At 64.2% G+C, this 17282-nt stretch carries 21 protein-coding genes; 12 read left to right on the top strand and 9 right to left on the bottom strand.

The window, feature by feature from the left end:
• Positions 1-47 precede the first annotated feature (47 nt).
• Positions 48-854, bottom strand: a complete 807-nt coding sequence (locus AC5ZFO_RS21780) for a rhomboid family intramembrane serine protease (RefSeq protein WP_071912648.1) — start codon at positions 852-854, stop codon at positions 48-50.
• Positions 855-1321: 467 nt separating this feature from the next.
• Between AC5ZFO_RS21780 and AC5ZFO_RS21775 the strand changes: the two genes are divergently transcribed.
• The 3 genes from AC5ZFO_RS21775 (at position 1322) to AC5ZFO_RS21765 (ending at position 3306) form a co-directional block, all read left to right on the top strand.
• Positions 1322-1876 (top strand): PAS domain-containing protein, encoded by a 555-nt coding sequence (locus tag AC5ZFO_RS21775; protein WP_282521155.1) that lies wholly within the window; start codon positions 1322-1324, stop codon positions 1874-1876.
• Positions 1877-1939: 63 nt separating this feature from the next.
• Complete coding sequence (locus AC5ZFO_RS21770) at positions 1940-2368, top strand: cupin domain-containing protein (RefSeq protein ID WP_282521156.1); 429 nt, start codon at positions 1940-1942, stop codon at positions 2366-2368.
• Positions 2369-2511: 143 nt separating this feature from the next.
• Positions 2512-3306, top strand: a complete 795-nt coding sequence (locus tag AC5ZFO_RS21765; protein ID WP_496122521.1) for a Crp/Fnr family transcriptional regulator — start codon at positions 2512-2514, stop codon at positions 3304-3306.
• 279 nt (positions 3307-3585) lie between these two features.
• Here AC5ZFO_RS21765 and AC5ZFO_RS21760 read toward each other — a convergent pair whose 3' ends face one another.
• Both AC5ZFO_RS21760 and AC5ZFO_RS21755 read right to left on the bottom strand, forming a co-directional pair.
• Positions 3586-4077: a phasin gene (locus AC5ZFO_RS21760; protein WP_282521158.1), complete on the bottom strand. Its 492-nt coding sequence runs from the start codon at positions 4075-4077 to the stop codon at positions 3586-3588.
• Positions 4078-4607: 530 nt separating this feature from the next.
• Positions 4608-4994: a COG4315 family predicted lipoprotein gene (locus AC5ZFO_RS21755; RefSeq protein ID WP_282521159.1), complete on the bottom strand. Its 387-nt coding sequence runs from the start codon at positions 4992-4994 to the stop codon at positions 4608-4610.
• Between the two features lie 147 nt (positions 4995-5141).
• On the opposite strand from AC5ZFO_RS21755, the gene AC5ZFO_RS21750 reads away from it, so the two are divergent.
• Complete coding sequence (locus AC5ZFO_RS21750; protein ID WP_282521226.1) at positions 5142-5648, top strand: GNAT family N-acetyltransferase; 507 nt, start codon at positions 5142-5144, stop codon at positions 5646-5648.
• 129 nt (positions 5649-5777) lie between these two features.
• Positions 5778-6077: a hypothetical protein gene (locus tag AC5ZFO_RS21745; RefSeq protein WP_496122520.1), complete on the top strand. Its 300-nt coding sequence runs from the start codon at positions 5778-5780 to the stop codon at positions 6075-6077.
• Positions 6078-6154: 77 nt separating this feature from the next.
• On the opposite strand, the gene AC5ZFO_RS21740 is transcribed toward AC5ZFO_RS21745, so the two are convergent.
• The gene (locus AC5ZFO_RS21740; protein ID WP_282521161.1) at positions 6155-8128 is read right to left on the bottom strand and encodes a DEAD/DEAH box helicase; all 1974 of its coding nucleotides are present in this window, start codon (positions 8126-8128) and stop codon (positions 6155-6157) included.
• A 261-nt stretch (positions 8129-8389) separates the two neighbouring features.
• Here AC5ZFO_RS21740 and AC5ZFO_RS21735 point away from each other — a divergent pair, with 261 nt between their 5' ends.
• Together AC5ZFO_RS21735 and AC5ZFO_RS21730 are read left to right on the top strand one after the other, a co-directional pair.
• The gene (locus AC5ZFO_RS21735) at positions 8390-9130 is read left to right on the top strand and encodes a metallophosphoesterase family protein (protein ID WP_496122519.1); all 741 of its coding nucleotides are present in this window, start codon (positions 8390-8392) and stop codon (positions 9128-9130) included.
• A 65-nt stretch (positions 9131-9195) separates the two neighbouring features.
• Positions 9196-9549 carry a cupin domain-containing protein gene (locus AC5ZFO_RS21730; RefSeq protein ID WP_028154229.1) on the top strand — a complete coding sequence of 118 codons (354 nt, stop codon included), beginning with the start codon at positions 9196-9198 and terminating at the stop codon, positions 9547-9549.
• 21 nt (positions 9550-9570) lie between these two features.
• Here the strand turns inward: AC5ZFO_RS21730 and AC5ZFO_RS21725 are convergent, their stop codons facing one another.
• The 4 genes from AC5ZFO_RS21725 to AC5ZFO_RS21710 all read right to left on the bottom strand — a co-directional run bounded on the left by AC5ZFO_RS21725 (position 9571) and on the right by AC5ZFO_RS21710 (position 12356).
• Positions 9571-10083 carry a hypothetical protein gene (locus AC5ZFO_RS21725; RefSeq protein ID WP_282521163.1) on the bottom strand — a complete coding sequence of 171 codons (513 nt, stop codon included), beginning with the start codon at positions 10081-10083 and terminating at the stop codon, positions 9571-9573.
• A gap of 95 nt (positions 10084-10178) precedes the next feature.
• Positions 10179-10613 (bottom strand): VOC family protein, encoded by a 435-nt coding sequence (locus AC5ZFO_RS21720; RefSeq protein ID WP_282521164.1) that lies wholly within the window; start codon positions 10611-10613, stop codon positions 10179-10181.
• 105 nt (positions 10614-10718) lie between these two features.
• On the bottom strand, positions 10719-11201 hold the full coding sequence (locus AC5ZFO_RS21715) for a DUF5680 domain-containing protein (protein ID WP_282521165.1): 483 nt from the start codon (positions 11199-11201) through the stop codon (positions 10719-10721).
• Positions 11202-11204: 3 nt separating this feature from the next.
• Positions 11205-12356, bottom strand: a complete 1152-nt coding sequence (locus tag AC5ZFO_RS21710) for a zinc-binding dehydrogenase (protein WP_282521166.1) — start codon at positions 12354-12356, stop codon at positions 11205-11207.
• 177 nt (positions 12357-12533) lie between these two features.
• On the opposite strand from AC5ZFO_RS21710, the gene AC5ZFO_RS21705 reads away from it, so the two are divergent.
• From AC5ZFO_RS21705 to AC5ZFO_RS21685, 5 genes are all read left to right on the top strand, one after another.
• The gene (locus AC5ZFO_RS21705) at positions 12534-13013 is read left to right on the top strand and encodes a GNAT family N-acetyltransferase (RefSeq protein ID WP_282521167.1); all 480 of its coding nucleotides are present in this window, start codon (positions 12534-12536) and stop codon (positions 13011-13013) included.
• A 37-nt stretch (positions 13014-13050) separates the two neighbouring features.
• On the top strand, positions 13051-13887 hold the full coding sequence (locus tag AC5ZFO_RS21700; RefSeq protein ID WP_496122518.1) for an alpha/beta fold hydrolase: 837 nt from the start codon (positions 13051-13053) through the stop codon (positions 13885-13887).
• Between the two features lie 28 nt (positions 13888-13915).
• Complete coding sequence (locus AC5ZFO_RS21695) at positions 13916-15163, top strand: MFS transporter (RefSeq protein WP_282521169.1); 1248 nt, start codon at positions 13916-13918, stop codon at positions 15161-15163.
• A gap of 51 nt (positions 15164-15214) precedes the next feature.
• A complete protein-coding gene (locus tag AC5ZFO_RS21690; RefSeq protein WP_282521170.1) occupies positions 15215-16381 on the top strand; it encodes an MFS transporter in 1167 nt (388 codons plus the stop codon).
• Positions 16382-16449: 68 nt separating this feature from the next.
• Positions 16450-17061 (top strand): PilZ domain-containing protein, encoded by a 612-nt coding sequence (locus AC5ZFO_RS21685; RefSeq protein WP_282521171.1) that lies wholly within the window; start codon positions 16450-16452, stop codon positions 17059-17061.
• On the opposite strand, the gene AC5ZFO_RS21680 is transcribed toward AC5ZFO_RS21685, so the two are convergent.
• Positions 17048-17251: a hypothetical protein gene (locus AC5ZFO_RS21680; RefSeq protein WP_282521172.1), complete on the bottom strand. Its 204-nt coding sequence runs from the start codon at positions 17249-17251 to the stop codon at positions 17048-17050. The genes AC5ZFO_RS21685 and AC5ZFO_RS21680 overlap by 14 nt on opposite strands.
• Positions 17252-17282: the final 31 nt, after the last annotated feature.

The raw sequence follows: 17282 nt of genomic DNA, 5'->3' as shown, positions 1-17282 counted from the left end.
CTTCTCGGGAATGATGGATGAATTCGGGCGGCGCCGCAAGCGCCGCTTCAAATGCGGTTTGAAATGTCCTGTGATGACGCATCCGCAGCATCGTTTCGCACGCGCGGCACGGGATCGAACAGCGCGAACAGCAGAAGGCCCGCGAAGAAGCCGCCGATATGCGCCTGCCAGGCGACGCTCGTGGTTTCGGAATCGACCCCGATCGCGCCGACGCCGAAGATGATGTTGACGCCGAACCAGACGGCGAGGAAGCCGACCACCCGCCCGTCGCGCAGTGCGCGCGACAGCGGCAGTGCCGGAACCCTTGCGGCGGTATCGGCGTCTGATCGGCTGAACGACAGGAAGCTGCCGCGGACAAAGGCAAAGCGGATCGCCGCCGCCATCGCGCCGGACACCGAGGCCGAGGCGCCGATCATCGGCGCCACCGCGTGCTCATGGGTGACGAGATGGGCGAGCGCGCCGGCCGCTGCCGTCACAGCGAGAAACAGGAAGAACCTGATCGCGCCAAAGCGCCGCGCCAGCGCGCTGCCGAACGGCAGCAGCCACAGCACGTTGAAGCCGAGATGGGTCAGATTGGCGTGCAGCAGCGAATAGGTGACGAAGGTCCAGACCTTGGCGCCGGCGCCGCCGGGGATCTGCAGATTGAGCAGCGAGGAATCGTAGCGCTTCGGGATGAAGCCGAAGACGTCGATGGTCCAGTTCTCGAGCTCCGGCGGCAGCAGCACCCGCAGATGAATCACCGCCAAAAGGAGGATATAGGCGGTCAGCGCGACCGGCAGCGTTAGGATCGGCTCGCGCGGAGCTTCCTCGACAACGGCCGGTAGCTCCGGCGGAGAATCTTGCGGGGAATCCAAGGCAGTTTCGCTTTCAGGCGCGATCGGAGCGACAGGCTTAACGACAGGCCTTGGAGATAGTCGCCTTTGCCGGCCTTGCGCAAGTGCACAAAAGGAAAAGGCAGGGCCCTGGGAAAGCCCTGCCTGTCCGTGTCGGTCTTCCGGTACCCAGAGGAATAAGGTGTATCCCCACCCCTCCCCGCGGCCCGTGACCAAACTGTTTGACGCCCGTGTACAGGCCCCGCCGAAAACCTGGATGAAAGCGGCGAGGCTTGCGACCGCGGTCACCATAGCAGGCGGGCGCCGGACGGAAAGCGCATAGTTAATTTAACGTTAACGACGCAAAGACCGCCTCCGGGGGCCCGAAAACGCCTCCACGGCATGGACGCTGCAAATCCCCTCCTGCACAACAATGAAAGGGATCGCGGGTGCACTGAAGCGGGACAGGTTTGTCCCGCGAGCTAGCGCCCCGGGGTAAGCGTTCAGTCATGAAACATCCGTCGAGCCGCGCGTTCTTCGCGTATTGGGACAAGAAGCGCGGCACTGCGCGGGCCCCTGATCGGGCCGATATCGACCCGGCCGCGGTCCGCGGCCTGCTCGGCGATATCTTCGTGCTGTCCTGCGAGCAAAACCTCGGCTTCCCGTTCCGCGTCGCCGGCACGCGCGTCTGCGCGCTCGCGGGGCTCGACCTCAAGGACCAGAGCTTTGCGGCGCTGTTCACCGAGACCAGCCGCAGCGAGATCGAGGAGATCACCACGATCGTCGCCGACGAGACGTTAGGTGCGATTGCCGGCGTCACCGCTGCGCGCGAGGACGGCAGCAAGGCGCATCTCGAGCTGCTGCTGCTGCCCTTCAACGCCCGCCCGCATACACCGGTGAGTGTCACAGGCGTGCTCGCACCGTTCAACGACGAATGCGGCGCGTTGTCCGCATTCGCCCTCACCTCCTGGCGCTATCTGCATCAGCCGGAGAAGCTGCTGCCGCGCGCGATCCGCAAATTGCAGATCGCACGCGGGCTGATGGTGTATGAGGGGCTGAGGTAATTTTCGCTTCGATGTGGGCGAACGACGCGACTTCGATGCAGCCTCTCACCGGATGACACAGCCATGTCCGACATGATCGATTTCGGTACGCTTCAGCTCCGCTTCCTGCACAGCAAGGATGACACCGGCGGCAGCGTCGACATCTTCGAGATGACGTTGCAGCCGAATGCGCGGATGCCGATCCCGCATTATCACGACCGCTGGGACGAAACCATCTACGGGCTGTCCGGCGTATCGACCTGGACGATCGACGGCAAGCAGAACGATCTCGGCCCTGGAGAATCGGTCTTCATCAAGCGCGGCATCGTACACGGCTTCACCAACCGTTCGACGGGCCCGGCGACGTGCCTGTGCATCCTGAGCCCCGGGGTGCTGGGCCCGCAATATTTCACGGAGATGAGCGCACTCCTGTCGGCCGGCGCACCACCCGATCCCGCGAAGATGAAAGAGACGATGCTGCGCTACGGACTGGTGCCGGCGCCGGCGGCGTGAGCCGGGCTCGCGATCCATCATTGGAACCTTACCTGCGCCAGTACGTTTTTCAGTGTGTCGGGCAAGTGTCTGCACGGCAACGCGGCTCGGCCGGAGACGATGCGTTTGCTCACCGCCGAGCCTCCGTCGAGGGACGGTTACCCGTGATGGAGCACGCGACCAGAGTTGGTAATCGCCTGTTAGCTGCTTTACCGCCGGCCGACTTCGCCTTGCTTGCACCGCATCTTCGGAAAGTACCGCTCCAGCACGACGCAGTCCTGATTCGATCGGGCGACCGGATCGAACACCTTTGCTTCCCGTGCAGCGGCGCGATCGCTCTCATCATGGAGTTGCCGAACGGACAGTCGGCCGCGACCGCCGTGATCGGCAACGACGGCGTCGTCGGCCTCATGACGGCGCTCGGCCCCGTACGATCTCCCCTGACAGCGGTTGTCCGCGTGGCCGGGACTGCACTGCAGATCTCGCCCGCGCGATTTCACGCGACACTCGCACGCAGTCCGGCCCTCGCAAGCGCGGTTCAAATCGCCGCCAGGGCGATGATGACGCAATTCCTGCACGTCGCGGCCTGCAATGCGCTGCACTCCGTCGAAGCGCGCCTCGCCCGCTGGCTGCTGCACATTCACGATCGGACGGATGGCGGCGGTGACGTCCTGCCCTTGACGCAAGAGACGTTGTCGGAATTGCTCGGCGTCCGGCGTACCACGGTCACGCACGTCGTCAGCGCACTTCGCGCGTCAAGGGCGATCAAATCCAATCGACGCGGCCAACTCGAGATCGACAGGCACCGGCTCGAGGTCGTCGCATGCGAATGCTACAAGGTGATGAGCCGCAGGATCGATCGGATCGTCTCGCAGGATGCCGTCAGGCTGCTTCACGCCGCGCCCGCGCGGAACGGCTGCCCGCCCCCGGCCTTCCCGTTCGCCAAGACCGATTCATAGACCCAGGCCTCTCTGGCGAACCATTCGTGCGTCGCCGCGCACATCCCGCAATATGTGCGCGAAAAGAACACTGTACTGCATCGAAATCTCTCGCGATCCATCTCGATGCCCGTCGAAATGGCGCGGCCCGTTTCCGGGCATTTGATCATCACCATACCCATCCTGATTTCCTCCAGCTCGGCATCACCTCACGGCAAGGCACCCGCCGCCATCGGCCGGACGGCGTCTCTTCTGACGAAGACGCTCGTCCAGCCGATCCACGCGGCCGGTCGCCTCGATTCAAGCAGCCCTATGCAGAACCCGGTTGAAGCTCTTCTTGATCGGCTCGGCCGTCTCGGTTGCGACCTTCTGGGCGAGGTCCCAAAGCTCCCGGTTTTGGCGAGAAGCCGCTTCAAAGGTCCTGCGGCTGTGGGTGGTGGAGAGGCTCACGACATCCGCAAACGACCTCGCATCCGCAAGCTGGGACAGGAATTCCAGCGCGGAGCTGGTATTGAGGTTGGATATTTCGATGACCTTGGTGCCGTAATCGGCGGCACGCGTGGCATTGGTCGAACAGGCTTCGCGGAGAGCTTCGGTGATCTCCTCGGAAGCCGCCTTCATCCGCTCTAGATTTGCCTTGGCCCGCACGGCGCCTTGCTCGGCGAGATCGCCGAAGATCGCCTGGAAGTTGAAGAGTGGCTTGTCGAAACTGGGCATTGCACCACCATTAGCCGTCCCATTCGGCGCAGTGGCGTTCGTCTCGGCTTTCAGATTGGCATCATTCATGGTCATTCATCCCCTCACGCGAAACCAGATAATGGATTGAAGACTCCCAGAAGCTCCCGGGTGCGGACCGCACCGGGAAACCAGTGCCCCTACTCTCAAATGGAGGGATGCTGCTGCCGATATGCCGCTTTCGCCCCCTGCCGGAACCAACTATGACCAACCAAAATCGGGTCTTCGGTTCGCTTTCGGACTCTCGACTTGAATAAATTCGATTCAAGCGACGACGCGCCGCGGGCGGCGTTTTTGCTTCCTCGAAGTTGTCGCGATTCCGTCCGCCAACTTGAGATCAGTCCGGCAAGCGGTTCGGAGACGCCGGCGCCAGTGGCCTTCCTCGGGGTGCGTGGCGAGGATTCGGCCGTTTCCAGATGGCGCCCTGTCATTGCTTGATTGCGAGTTGATCGGGCCGCTCCGCAGCGCACCGCATTGAACGATACGTCGCATCGCCAATACGGCGCTGCGCTGCGTCCGAGGCAAAAGACCGGTGGCATCTCGTCAATGTCAGACGCCACCTCGCATTCCCGCGGCGGATTGTCAGCTCACGGCATCGCCAGATGCCAGGCGCCGTTCAGAAAGCCGTCGCCGGTGATGTCGCCGGGCTTCTGGTCCTTGGCGAAGGTGTAGAGCGGCTTGCCTTTGTAAGCCCACTGCCTGGAACCGTCGTCGCGGGTGATGACGGTGTAGCCGTCGCCCGCGGCATCGCTCGCCTCCGCCTTCAGCACCGGCCAGTTTGTCGCACACGGTCCGTTGCAGGCCGACTTGCCGTCCGCATCCTTGTCGAAGGTGTAGAGCGTCATGCCCTTGGCGTCGGTGAGCACGTTGCCCTTGTCGGACTTGCCGGTCTTGGTCGGCGGCGCGGCGAAGGCCGCGGGGATGATGGCGAGCGATACGGCGAGCGTGAGCGCGAGGCGGATCGAGGACGTCATGGTATCTCCTGTCATGCAATTGGCTTGCATGGGGTAGGACGCCGCGCAACGCTTCGTATTCCTGGGATCGCGGCAAAGATATTTTTCGCTGCGCGCATCGTCGCGACGGAATAAACTGGAATGGGTGAGACCGACCAACGGACCGACATGAGCAAGCCGCACTGGCGTCCCGCGCGCGCCTCCGACCTGGTCGCGATCAGCGCGATCGCAGCGCGGATCCATCCCGATCTTCCCGAGAGTCCCGAGGTGTTCGCGGAGAAGATGCGGCTCTATCCCGATGGCTGCCGTCTGCTCATCGCCGGCGAAGAGATTGCCGGCTACGGACTCGCGCATCCATGGAAGCAGCACCGCATTCCGCCGCTCAACGGCTTCCTGCAACAATTGCCCGATGATGCGGATTGTCTCTACGTGCATGACGTTGCCGTTCTGCCCGATTTCCGCGGTGGCATCGCGCGCGATTATATTGCCGCGATCGAGAAGCTGGCGCGCGCATCACACATCACAACGCTCGCACTGGTCTCGGTCTACGCCACACGGCCGTTGTGGGAGCGTCTCGGCTTTCGGCCCGTCGCGGCGGATGCGGAAGCGCGCGCAAAGCTCGCCTCCTACGGCGAAGGCGCGACCTACATGCTCCGCGACCTCGCTGCGACATAACGTCCCCTGCCCGACCGCCCCGGCTCACGCGGGCGTGAAGCCGCCCCCTCGAACCGGCTTCGATCAGCGCCCGTCGAAGGTGTGCGCGGGCCGTTTCCGGTCTCGCCGAAACGAGACTGGAAAATTTCCATGAAACTCACATTGTCGAAAGTTGCTTTGATTGCATTCGCTGCGGCGGCCGCGTTCAGCGCGACCAGTGCCAACGCGGCGCAGGTCCGGACCTATGGCTGCGATTCCGCCTTCTTCGAGGGCTGCGGTATCCTGGCCGAGACGCCGACCCCGGGCGGCAGAAGCCGCGTCAACCTCACTCACGACACCTCGCCCATCTACATGAAGCAGACCGACCCCCGCTACAGCTCGGCGATGCGTGATGCCGGTGGTGGTGGTGGTGGTGGCGGCGGCGGAGGTGGTGGCGGCGGTGGCCGCTGAGTTCGCAGCTGGCGTTTCAGATGATGTCGCCGGCGCAATCCGGCGGCAACATTGCCGTCTGCACGGTCAGGCGCAGTTCAGCCCCGATGCTTTTTCTTCGCCTTCTTTTTTCCAGGCGCGCCCTTCAACGGCCACGGCGTGACCGCCGGCTCGGCATGGCCGGGCTTGTTCTTGTGCTTCTTTTTCTTTCCGAACGAAGGGGCATCGTCGAATTTCGGCCTGCGCTCGCCGTGGGCCTTGTCGCGGGGCTTGAATCCAGCCGCATCGCGCGGGCGCTCGTCGCGACGTTCGCGATGATCGCTGTCGCCGCTCTCGCGCCGCGGCGGCTTTGACCGCTCTTCCGAAGGCGCCTGCCGCGGCGGCGCAGCCGTCATCGGTTCGAGGCGGATATTGTCTTCCTTGTCCGGACGCTTGATCTTGGCAGCGAAGGACTCCGCGACCCGCTCGGAAATTTCGAACTCGGTCGTCGTGTCCATGATCTTGATGGCGCCGATGTCGCCCTTGTCGATGCCGCCGCGGCGGCAAATCATCGGCAAGAGCCAGCGTGCTTCCGCATTCTTTCTTCGTCCGATGTTGGCCCGGAACCAGACGCTGCCGTCCGCCATGCCGTGTTTCGACGACGATTTCCCTGATTTGGGTCGAGGCCTTTCGGGGCGATCATCGCCGCGCGAAGTGCGGGCATCGTCGCGCGGTGCGCGGACATTGTCGCGCTCGCGATCGTCGCGCGGCCGGCCAGCTCGCTCGCCGGGATCGATGATGTCTTCGGGCGACGGCAGCCGCGCGCGATAGAGCCGCGCGAGTGCGGCTGCGATATCTTCGGCCGACCGCTCGGCCAGCAGCGCCTGCGCCAGCACCAGATCGTCCGCGGTCGTCTCCTCGGTGAACAACACGTCCTTCATGCGCTCGTGATCGAGCTTGCGGATTTCCTCTGCTTGCGGCGCGGTGCCCCAGACCGCCTCGATCCCCGAGAGATTGAGCAGCAGTTCCGCGCGCCGCCGCCGCGCGGGCGGCACCAAGAGGACGCTTGTCCCCTTGCGACCCGCACGACCGGTGCGGCCCGAGCGATGCTGCATGACCTCGGCATCGTTGGGCAGGTCGGCATGGACGACGAGGTCGAGGCTCGGCAGGTCGATGCCGCGGGCGGCAACGTCGGTTGCCACGCAGACGCGGGCGCGTCCGTCCCGGAGCGACTGGAGTGCCGTGGTACGCTCGTTCTGCGTCAATTCGCCTGATAGCGCGACCACGGAGAAGCTGCGCTCCAGCAGCGCCGCCTGCAAATGCCTGACGTGATCGCGCGTGCTGCAGAACACGAGAGCGCTCGGCGCCTCGTAGAAGCGCAGCACGTTGACGACGGCATGTTCGACATCACCGGGGGCGACCCGGATGGCGCGGTACTCGATGTCGGCATGACCGCCCTCGTCGCCGGCGACCTCGATCCGAAACGCCTGCTGCTGATATTGCTTGGCCAGCGCCACGATGCCGCGCGGAAACGTCGCCGAGAACAGCAAAGTGCGGCGTGTCTCCGGCGTGGTCTTGAGGATGAATTCCATGTCCTCGCGAAAGCCGAGATTGAGCATCTCGTCGGCCTCGTCGAGGACGACCACCTTCAATCCCGAGATGTCGAGACGGCCGCGCCGCAAATGATCGCACAGCCGGCCGGGCGTGCCGACGACGATGTGAGCGCCCGCCGCAAGCTCGCGCTGCTCGCGCCGCGGATCCATGCCGCCGACGCAGGAGACGACCCGCGCGCCCGCATGTTCATACAGCCACGCAAGTTCGCGCTGAACCTGCAAGGCGAGCTCGCGGGTCGGCGCCACGATCAGGGCGAGCGGCGCCCCGGCCTGCTCGAACCGCTCGGTATCGCCAAACAGATCCCTGGCCATGGCGAGGCCATAAGCGAGGGTCTTGCCGGAGCCGGTCTGGGCCGAAACCAGGAGGTCGCGGTCGGCGGCTTCGTCCGCGAGCACGGCGAGCTGGACGGGGGTGGGTGAATCATAGTTCCGCTCGGCCAAAGCGTGGGCGAGCGGCGGGGTCAGGGCCGGAAAAGACACGGGATGGAGAACCTTGGTTAATGTCAGGCGCGGAACGGTGAACCGGCGGACCTGAGTTGCGTGCGCGGCAAACGGCCCGGCCGCACGCTGGATGTGATCAGGGCGCTCTTTACGCCAAGTGCTCTGAAATCACCATGCCTATGATGCATGGCTTGACGGAAAGAACCGCGCCTGAAGGTTGCAGCGGACTTTCGCGGCCACCTCGATTAGCCTTGGCACAATCAGGCGAGGCTCAGGACGAGCTGTATTGGGAGAATAGCGATGCGATTGGCAGTCATTTCCGATATCCACGGCAACCTTGCTGCGTTGGAAGCGGTGCTGGCCGACATCAAGGCGCGCGGCGTCGATCGTACGGTCAACCTCGGCGATTGCGTCACCAGCCCGCTGTGGCCAAAGGAAACTTTCGAGGCTCTCCAGTCTCTGTCGTTGCCGACGGTGCGCGGTAATCATGATCGCTGGATTGAGGAGTTTCCAGACGACAAGCTCTCGCCGGCAGGTCTGTTTGCGTGTAGTGCATTGACCGCGGAGCAGCGCCGCGCACTTCACAGCCTGCCCTCCCAAATACGGCTGGACGACGGGATCCTGGCCTGCCACGGCACACCCGACGACGATACGACGTGCCTGCTCGAAGAAGCGCTCGAGGACGGCCGCTTCGTGCCCGCGCGTCGCGACGTGCTGACCGCGCGCCTTTCGAGCGCGCCAACGGCGCGTGTCGTGCTGTGTGGTCACAGCCACCGCCAGGCGGCTGTTCAGGGCCCGGGCGACCGCCTGGTCCTCAATCCCGGCAGCGTTGGTTGCCCGGTGTTCGCGGACATTCCTTTTGCCGCAAACCTGGAGCACCGCTCGCCTCACGCCCGCTACGCGATCCTCACGAAACGAACAAGAGGCTGGCAAGTCGAACTGCTGGCCCTGGAATACGACTGGGACGCCGCGTCCGCGCAGGCGCTCGCCAACGGCCGCCCGGAATGGGCGGAGGCCATGTTATCAGGACATGTCAAATAGCTGCCCTTGCCACGTCGGTCATTCGATCCCAAATCGTGCCTCACGAGAGAACAACGGGATGAAACATGGCCGACAAGATATCGCTTGCCGACAAACTCGCGACCTTTGGGGATTTCTGGTCGCCGCGCACGGTTACGACCTTCAACGATTGCGACGTGATGGTGGTGAAGGTGAAAGGCGAGTTCACCTGGCACAAGCATGACGACACCGACGATTTCTTTCTCGTCCTGAAAGGCAGTCTGGACATCGAATTGCGGGATCGCACGGTGACGCTCGGCCCGGGCGAACTCTATGTCGTGCCCAAAGGGGTCGAGCATCGCCCGGTGGCACGTGAGGAGGTTCACCTCATGCTCATCGAGCCGACCGGCACGCCGAACACGGGCGACAAGGCCACCGCCGCAGCACGCAAGCTCGCATAGAGGACAACGCTTGGCGCGGGTCTAATCCCTGGAGGTCGCCAGCTTGCTGAAGCGGCCGACCAGCCTCGCCCTTACCCGTGCGACTGTGTCCCTCGCCGCGCGGCTCAGGGCGCGGATGGCGCGCCAGGCGTCGGTTGCCTGCAGCCACGCCTTCACCTCGGAGAACTTGCCGTACGCCCAGGCGAACGCGGGAATCCGCATCAGCTTGTCGCGCGTGAGATGGAACAGGCGCTCGACCAGCACGAGCTTGAGCAGTTCGCCGATGATGAAGGTCACGGCGGCGCTCACGATCTGACCCGTTGCGGCGAGGTAGGCCGCCACCGGCTTGATCGGCTCCAGAATGATCACGGGCACGGAAAACAGGGCGAGCGAGGGATAAGGGGGCAGCGACCTGATCCAGGCGCGCAACCGCTTGAATTCGAAATGCCGGCCGATCCAGCGCGCGATTGGCCTCGCAACGGCCATGAAGACGGCATCCACCAGGAAGTAGATGGCCGCCAGGATGTAAGTAACGGGTTTCAGAATTCGCTTCACGATACCTCTCCCGTGAAGTGAAAGCCGGAACTTGGGCCTAAGTTTCACCTTAACATGGATAGATCGGGAATTCCCGATGGAACTTTTTGGGCGCCTTAGATCTCGGCATAGACCTCCAGCAAATTGCCGTCGGGATCGCGAAAGAACAGCGTCCGATGTCCGAACGACTGGTTCGTCGGCGGTGACAGCAGCGCCACGCCCTGCCGCACCAGTTCATCGGCACATTGATCGACCTCGGTCGCGGACACCTTGAAGGCCAGTTGCAGCGAGGCGCTGCCCGCCGGTGTCGGCGCGTCGGCCGCGGTCCGGCTCGGTCGCGCCAGCGCCAGCGTGTTGCCGCCCAGGCCGTACTCGATCCAGTTCGGCGAGAGCTCGCGCAGCAGGGTTAAGGCAAGAACGTCCTCGTAGAACCGGCGCATCGCCGCCATGTCGCGCACGAAGATGACTGTGTAGTCGATCGCGCGAATGGCGTGGAAGGGGGAGCGCCAGTTTGTTTCGGGTGTCTGTTTGTCTGTCATCTCGTCGTTCATTCCAAACTCTGGCTCGTAGCCCGTATGAAGCGTAGCGGAATACGGGGAGCCACGGGCGAGAACCCGGATTGCGCTGCGCTCCATCCGGGCTACAAGGTTCAAGAATTATCGCAACAAACCACCGCTGTAGCGCAGCTCGTACAGCGGTGCGCCATCATGCCGCGCGATCGTCTCGATGCCGTGGAAGCGATCGAGGGAGCCTTCAACCCCGTTGCGGTAAGTCATGCCTGCCTGCTCGAACAGGCGCGGTCCCCGATAAGGCTCCACGACGCTTACGCCCAACAGCGCCCGGCGCAGGAATTTGTAGATCTCGAGCAGCGTGGACCGATCCGTGATGTCCGCGCGGACGCCGCCGCTGTAGCTCATCGACCAGATGACAACGTCATCCCGTGACACGGTCTCTTGGCCAACGAAAAACCCCATCCCGAAATAGATATCGCGATAGGCATAAGGTGGCGCGCGATGCTCGAGCTGCTTGGAGCCGGCGAGCAGCGGCGCGGCCACGGTCGCGTCATCGTCCAGCCCCGCATAGGTGCGCCGCTTGGCCTCGACCAGGAACGTTGCGAGATCGTCCGGGATCGACGGCATCGCTCACTCCACCAGTTCCGGCCACGGCACGATGGTCGATTTCACCGTCTTCATCGCCATCGCATCCCTCACCGCCTGCGCGACGCCCTCTTCCGTGAACGGATAGATCGTCTGCATCTTCAGCCAGGGATACTTGTCACGGGTGCGGTAGAGCATGTCGACGCCAAGCGGCAGATCGTTGCCGGTAAAACCCCAGGATCCCAGGACGTTGAGGTCTTTGGTGCAGATGCGATGCCAGGAGGTCTCGATCGAACCGGCGTCAGTGAACTGACCCATCTCGACATAAGTGCCGCCGTCGCGCAGCATCTCGATGCCTTCGGGGCCGGCGGTCGGATGTCCCGAGCAATCCATCACGAGATCGGCGCCGAAATGGCCTACGATCTCACGCACGCGCGCGATGCGATCTTGCGGCGATTTGATCTCCTCGATGTTCACCGTCGCCTCCGCGCCGAACTCGCGCGCGAGCTTGAGCCGCGGCTCTTCCGGCGCACCGACGCAGATCACGCGCCCTGCTCCCATCTCCTTGGCGGCCGCGACCGCGAGAATGCCGATCGGACCCGAGCCCTGGATCACCACCGTGTCGCCCCAGGAAAAACCGCTGGCGCGGCTGGCACGGTTGAAGGCGCGGATGCAGGAGGTCAGCGGCTCCGACAGCGCGCCCAGCCGCAGCGACATGTCGTCGGGCAGCTTGTAGATCTTGGTGCCCGGCAGCATGTCGAGATCGACATAGACATATTCGGCCCAGCCGCCCCACATATGCGGCGCCTTGTCGAAGCCGAGATAGCGGCCGTAATAGACCGGCGTCAGGCATTTGTTGGCGGTCTGCGGATAGTGGATGCAGTAATAGCAGTGACCGCAGGGCATCAGCGGCGGGATCATCACTTTTGATCCGACCTTGAGCGGCTTGCTCATGAAGTCCTCGGTGAATTGGTCGCCGCATTCGACGATGATTCCGCCGAGCTCGTGGCCGAGCGTGAACGGCCAAGGCAGCGGCTTCGGCCAATGCCCTTTCAGGATGTGCAGATCAGTCCCGCAGACGCCGCAGGCGCCGACCTTGATCAGCGCAGCTTTCCGGCCGACCTTCGGCCATGGCACGGTGCGGATCACGGGCTCCGAGCCCGGCCCTGCGTGAGTGCAGACGCGGATCTGGTCCATGGCTGTTTCCTCGCTGCCCGTCTGTTATGATTGATGGTGCGGGCGTGAGGCAAAGCGTATGTGAGATGCACGGTCGTGCCAAGCGTGAGTCTCGCAGCCCGCACGGAGCGAAGCGACATGCGGGACCGGCGGCCCCGGATTGCGCTTCGCTCCATCCGGGCGACAAGGACAACGTCGATGCTACGTGACTATCAGCCAGCAGATGCGGAAGCGATCGTGCGCGTCGCTCTCGCGGCGTTCGCGCAATTCGAGCGGCACTATTCCGACTGGCCGTTGTTTGCCATCCATGTCGCGAAGATGCCGGAGCTTGCCAAAACCGGCGAGATCATCGTCGCCGAAGATGGCGGCCAGATCGTCGGCGCCGTCGCCTATGTCGGACCGCAAGCCCCGAAGCCGGCCTTCTTCGATCCGGCCTGGCCGGTCATCCGCATGCTGGTGGTCGATCCGGCCGCACGCGGCAAGGGCATCGGCCGGCAATTGACCGAAGAATGCCTGCGCCGCGCCGAGCGCGACCAGTCTCCGGCCATTGCCCTGCACACGACGCCGATCATGACGGTCGCATTGCCGATGTATCAGCGGATGGGATTTACCAGGGTTCGCGAGGCGCCGGATATTCTGGGCGTGCCCTATGCGGTTTACGTCAAGGCGCTGGGGTAAGATAACGTCGGCGTTGATTCTTTGACAGTCGTTGCGAATGACAAGCTGGACGAGCCGAACCTGCGCGGCAAATGCCATCGACATCCATTATTTACGGACCGGGGACGACAAGCCTGCGCTGATTGCGCTGCATGGTCTGACCGGAAGCGGTGCCTGCTGGACACCGTTGGCGCGTGCGCTCGAAGATCGGTACGACGTGATCATGCCTGATGCGAGAGGACATGGCGCGTCGAGCGCGCCGTCCGGCGGGTATCTGTACCGCGATCTCGCAGGCGACGTCATCGGCCTCATTGACGCGCTCGGGCTGACTGCCCCGATCCTGCTCGGCCATTCCATGGGCGGCATGACCGCCGCCGTGGTTGCGAGCGAGATGGGTACGGGCATTCGCAGCGTTATCCTCGCCGATCCGACTTTCCTGCCACCGGAGCGCCAGCGCGAGGTTTACCGGAGCGACGTCGCCGAGCAGCATCGCCGGCTTCTGGGGCAGGACAAGGATGAGGTACTGGCCGAGGCCCGGCGGCGGCATCCGCACCGCTCATCCGGGCTGCTTGACCTGATCGTTGATGCGAGGCTGCGGACCGAGATCAGTGCCTTCGAGGTTCTCACGCCGCCAAACCCGGATTATCGCGAGCTTGTCAAAGCCATTGCTGTCCCGAGCCTGCTTGTCGTCGGAGACAATGGCGTTGTCTCGGTCGATACGGCGCGCGAGCTGCAGGCGCTCAATCCACACCTTCGCCATGAGGTGATCGCGAACGCGGGCCAGGGCTACCGTATGACCGGCCGGATGAGTTTGCGGCGGCGGTCGGGTCATTTCTGGAGACGGTGGATGCGCCATACACCCAATTGTCTTGAGCACTCGCCGACGAACGTGTAAGGCCGCAACGTCCCACCCAGGTGATCGCTTGAACCCCCTGCCCCAAAATCCCGTGGCCGCGTCCGGATCGTTCGCGGCGATGAAGTCGGTGCCGTACCGGCTCCAGTTCATCGCCTACGTGCTGGCGATGATGGCGGACAATATCGAGCATGTGATCAGCTATTGGGTGGTGTTCCAGAAATTCCATTCGCCGACGCTGGGGGGCTTTGCCGTGCTGTCGCACTGGCTGCCGTTCCTGCTGTTCTCGGTCGCGGTCGGCGGGCTCGCCGACCGGTTCGATCCGCGGCGCATCATCCAATGCGGCATGCTGCTGTTCATCGTGGCCTCGGCCGGATGGGGCTTCTTCTTCATCACCGACACCATCCAGATGTGGCACGCGATGCTGCTGCTGGTGATCCATGGCTGCGCCGGCGTGCTGTGGCAGACGCCGAACCAGCTTCTGCTCTACGACCTCGTCGGTCCCGCGGATCTTCCGAGCGCGGTGCGCCTGAATGCGATGGCACGCTATCTCGGCATCCTGGTCGGCCCCGCCGTCGGCGGCGTCATCATGCTCACGCTGGGCACCTCGCACGGCATCATCTTCAACACGCTGTTCTACCTGCCGATGCTGCTGTGGCTGTTCTGGGCCCCGGTGCGCGACAAGAGCGTCGCGGTGCGGCGCTTCGCCATGCGCGGGCTTGCCGACATCGTGCTGACGATGCGCGCCATCGGCACGCAGCCGGTGCTATCAGCGATGACGTGGCTCGCCGGCCTCACCTCCTTCATGATCGGCAACGCCTATCACGCCCAGATGCCGGGCTTTGCCGGCGATCTCGGCCACGGCGATCCCGGCGTCTCCTACAGCGTTCTGCTCGCGGCAGACGCAGCCGGTGCGCTGCTCGCCGGCATCGCGCTGGAATCGTGGGGGCGGTTGAAGGGCACGCCGCACACCGCGATCACGCTGGCGATGCTGTGGAGCGTGGCGCTGCTCGGCTTCGCCGCGGTGCGGATCTATCCGGTCGCGATCGTGCTGCTGTTCTTTGCCGGCTTCTTCGAGCTGTCCTTCAACACCATGGCGCAGGCGCTGGTACAGTTGAACGCACCGCACGACATCCGCGGTCGCGTCGTCGGGCTCTACAACATGGCCGGGCTCGGGATGCGGGCCTTCAGCGGCATCACCGTCGGGCTATCAGGCGCGGCGATCGGCATTCACTGGTCGCTCGGGCTCTCGGCCGCGGTGCTGCTGGCGCTGCTGTGTCTTCTCTATGGGCGCGCGACGAGGAAGACAGCCGGTTGACTCTCGTCTCTCCCCACCGCACCCTCGAGATGGGCCTGAGGAGATGAGGCGTTGCGCAATCGCTGGGGCATTCTTGCGATCCTGTTCGTCGTGCGCCTCACCATCGCGTTCCAGTTCCAGAGCGTGGCCGCGGTCGCCCCGTTGCTGCAGCAGACCTTTGGCGTCGGGCTCGCCGATATCGGCATCCTGATCGGACTCTATTTCACCCCCGGCATCGTGCTGGCGCTGCCGGGCGGCGCGATCGGCCGGACCCTCGGTGACAAGCCGACGACGATCGCAGCGCTGCTGCTGATGACCGCGGGCAGCCTGGTCATGGCAACCACCGACATCTGGGGCTGGCAGATGGCGGGCCGGCTCGTCTCCGGCGCCGGCGGCGTGCTGCTGACGGTGCAACTCACCAAGATGGGCACCGACTGGTTCGCCGGGAAGGAGATCGCGACCGCGATGGCGATCTTCGTCAACTCCTGGCCGGCCGGCGTCGCGATCTCGCTGCTGGTGCTGCCGGCGATCGGCACGGCCTATGGTGCGGGCGCGGTGTTCCTGACGGCGGGCGCACTCACGGCAATCGGTATTGTGCTGATCACGCTGTATCAGTCGCCGCCGGAAGCCACAGTCAGCGCGGCCGGCCCAGGCCGGCTCGATCCCCTCGCGCTGCTGGCTGTGATCGTCGCGGGCCTGATCTGGGGATTCTTTAATGTCGGCTTCGCCATGATCTTCTCGTTCGGCCCCTCCCTGCTCGCCGAGCGTGGCTGGAGCATTGCGGCGGCAGGCTCCGCGATCAGCCTCGTGATGTGGCTGTCGGTGATCTCGGTGCCAGCTGGCGGCTATCTCGCCGACCGCTTCAAGCGGCCGCTCACGCTCGCGATCGCGGCGGGCCTCATGGTGGCCCTGCTGCTGGCCTGGCTGCCCCGGACCGATGCGGTGATCGCGATCCTCGTCCTGATCGGCCTGATCGGCGGCGTTCCGGCGGGCCCGATCATGAGCCTGGCGGCCCGCGTGCTGTCGCCGGAGACAAGGTCGATCGGCATGGGCGTGTTCTACACCCTGTTTTATGCCGCGATGATGGTCGGTCCGGCCGCGGCGGGCCGGCTCGCCAAATCGGCCGGGAGCGCCGCGGTCGCCTTCGACCTCGGGGCGCTGACGGTGCTGGCCTGCCCGCCCATGATGTGGCTTTTCGAGCGCATTGTGTCTGTCCGTAATCGACGCGCCCAATCCTAACGCGGCGTTAACCCTGTGCACCTTAGGGTCGTCCCGGACTCCGCCAGGCGGGGGGTCGGGTTGTGAAAATGGCGTTGGCGAACAAAAAATTTCTTCCGGCCGCCGAGGAACGTCGGCGTTTCCAGCGGGTGAAGGTTCACCTGCTCGGCCGCTACATGCTGCCTGATCGCCGTGAATTCCCCTGCCAGGTCATCAACATGTCGCCGGGCGGGCTCGCGCTTCTGGCGCCCGGCATCGGCAATGTCGGCGACCGCGTGGTCGCCTATCTCGACCATATCGGCCGGGTCGAGGGCAAGATCACCCGCATCATCGACAACGGTTTCGCGATGACGGTCGGGGCGACGCCCAGGAAGCGCGACAAGCTGGCGGCACAGCTCACCTGGCTTGCCAACCGCGACATCCTCAATCTGCCGGAGGATCGCCGCCACGACCGTATCGTGCCGCGCAACCCGATCGCGGTGCTGACGCTCGAGGACGGCACCAAGATGACCTGCCGCATCATCGACCTCTCGCTGTCCGGTGCCGCCATTGCCGCGGAGAACCGCCCGCCGCTGAAATCGATCGTGCTGCTCGGCCGGGTCCAGGGCCGCGTGGTCCGAAACCTCGAGGACGGCTTCGCGCTGGAGTTCATGCACGAGCAGCCGTTGGAGACTCTCGAAGAGAGCGTTACCGCGCGGTAAAGCGCGACGACGCTAAAACGCCTGTATTTCCAGCCCTGAAGGCGGCCTCCGCGATGCGGACGCCGCCTTTTTCGTGCCCGGCGGCCGTCTCGCGCGGGTTAACGCGAGGGCTGCATGCGCGCGCAAACAACAGTTCCGTCAGCGTTTCCGCGTTAATAGATAAAATTTGAATCAATTGAAGTAATTTCAAGTTTTAGTCGAATTCGATTCAAGTATAGATC

Source organism: Bradyrhizobium sp. Unk1 (genome assembly GCF_059512345.1).
Note: the sequence above shows the minus strand (reverse complement) of the source record. Positions and strands in the feature narration are given on the sequence as shown.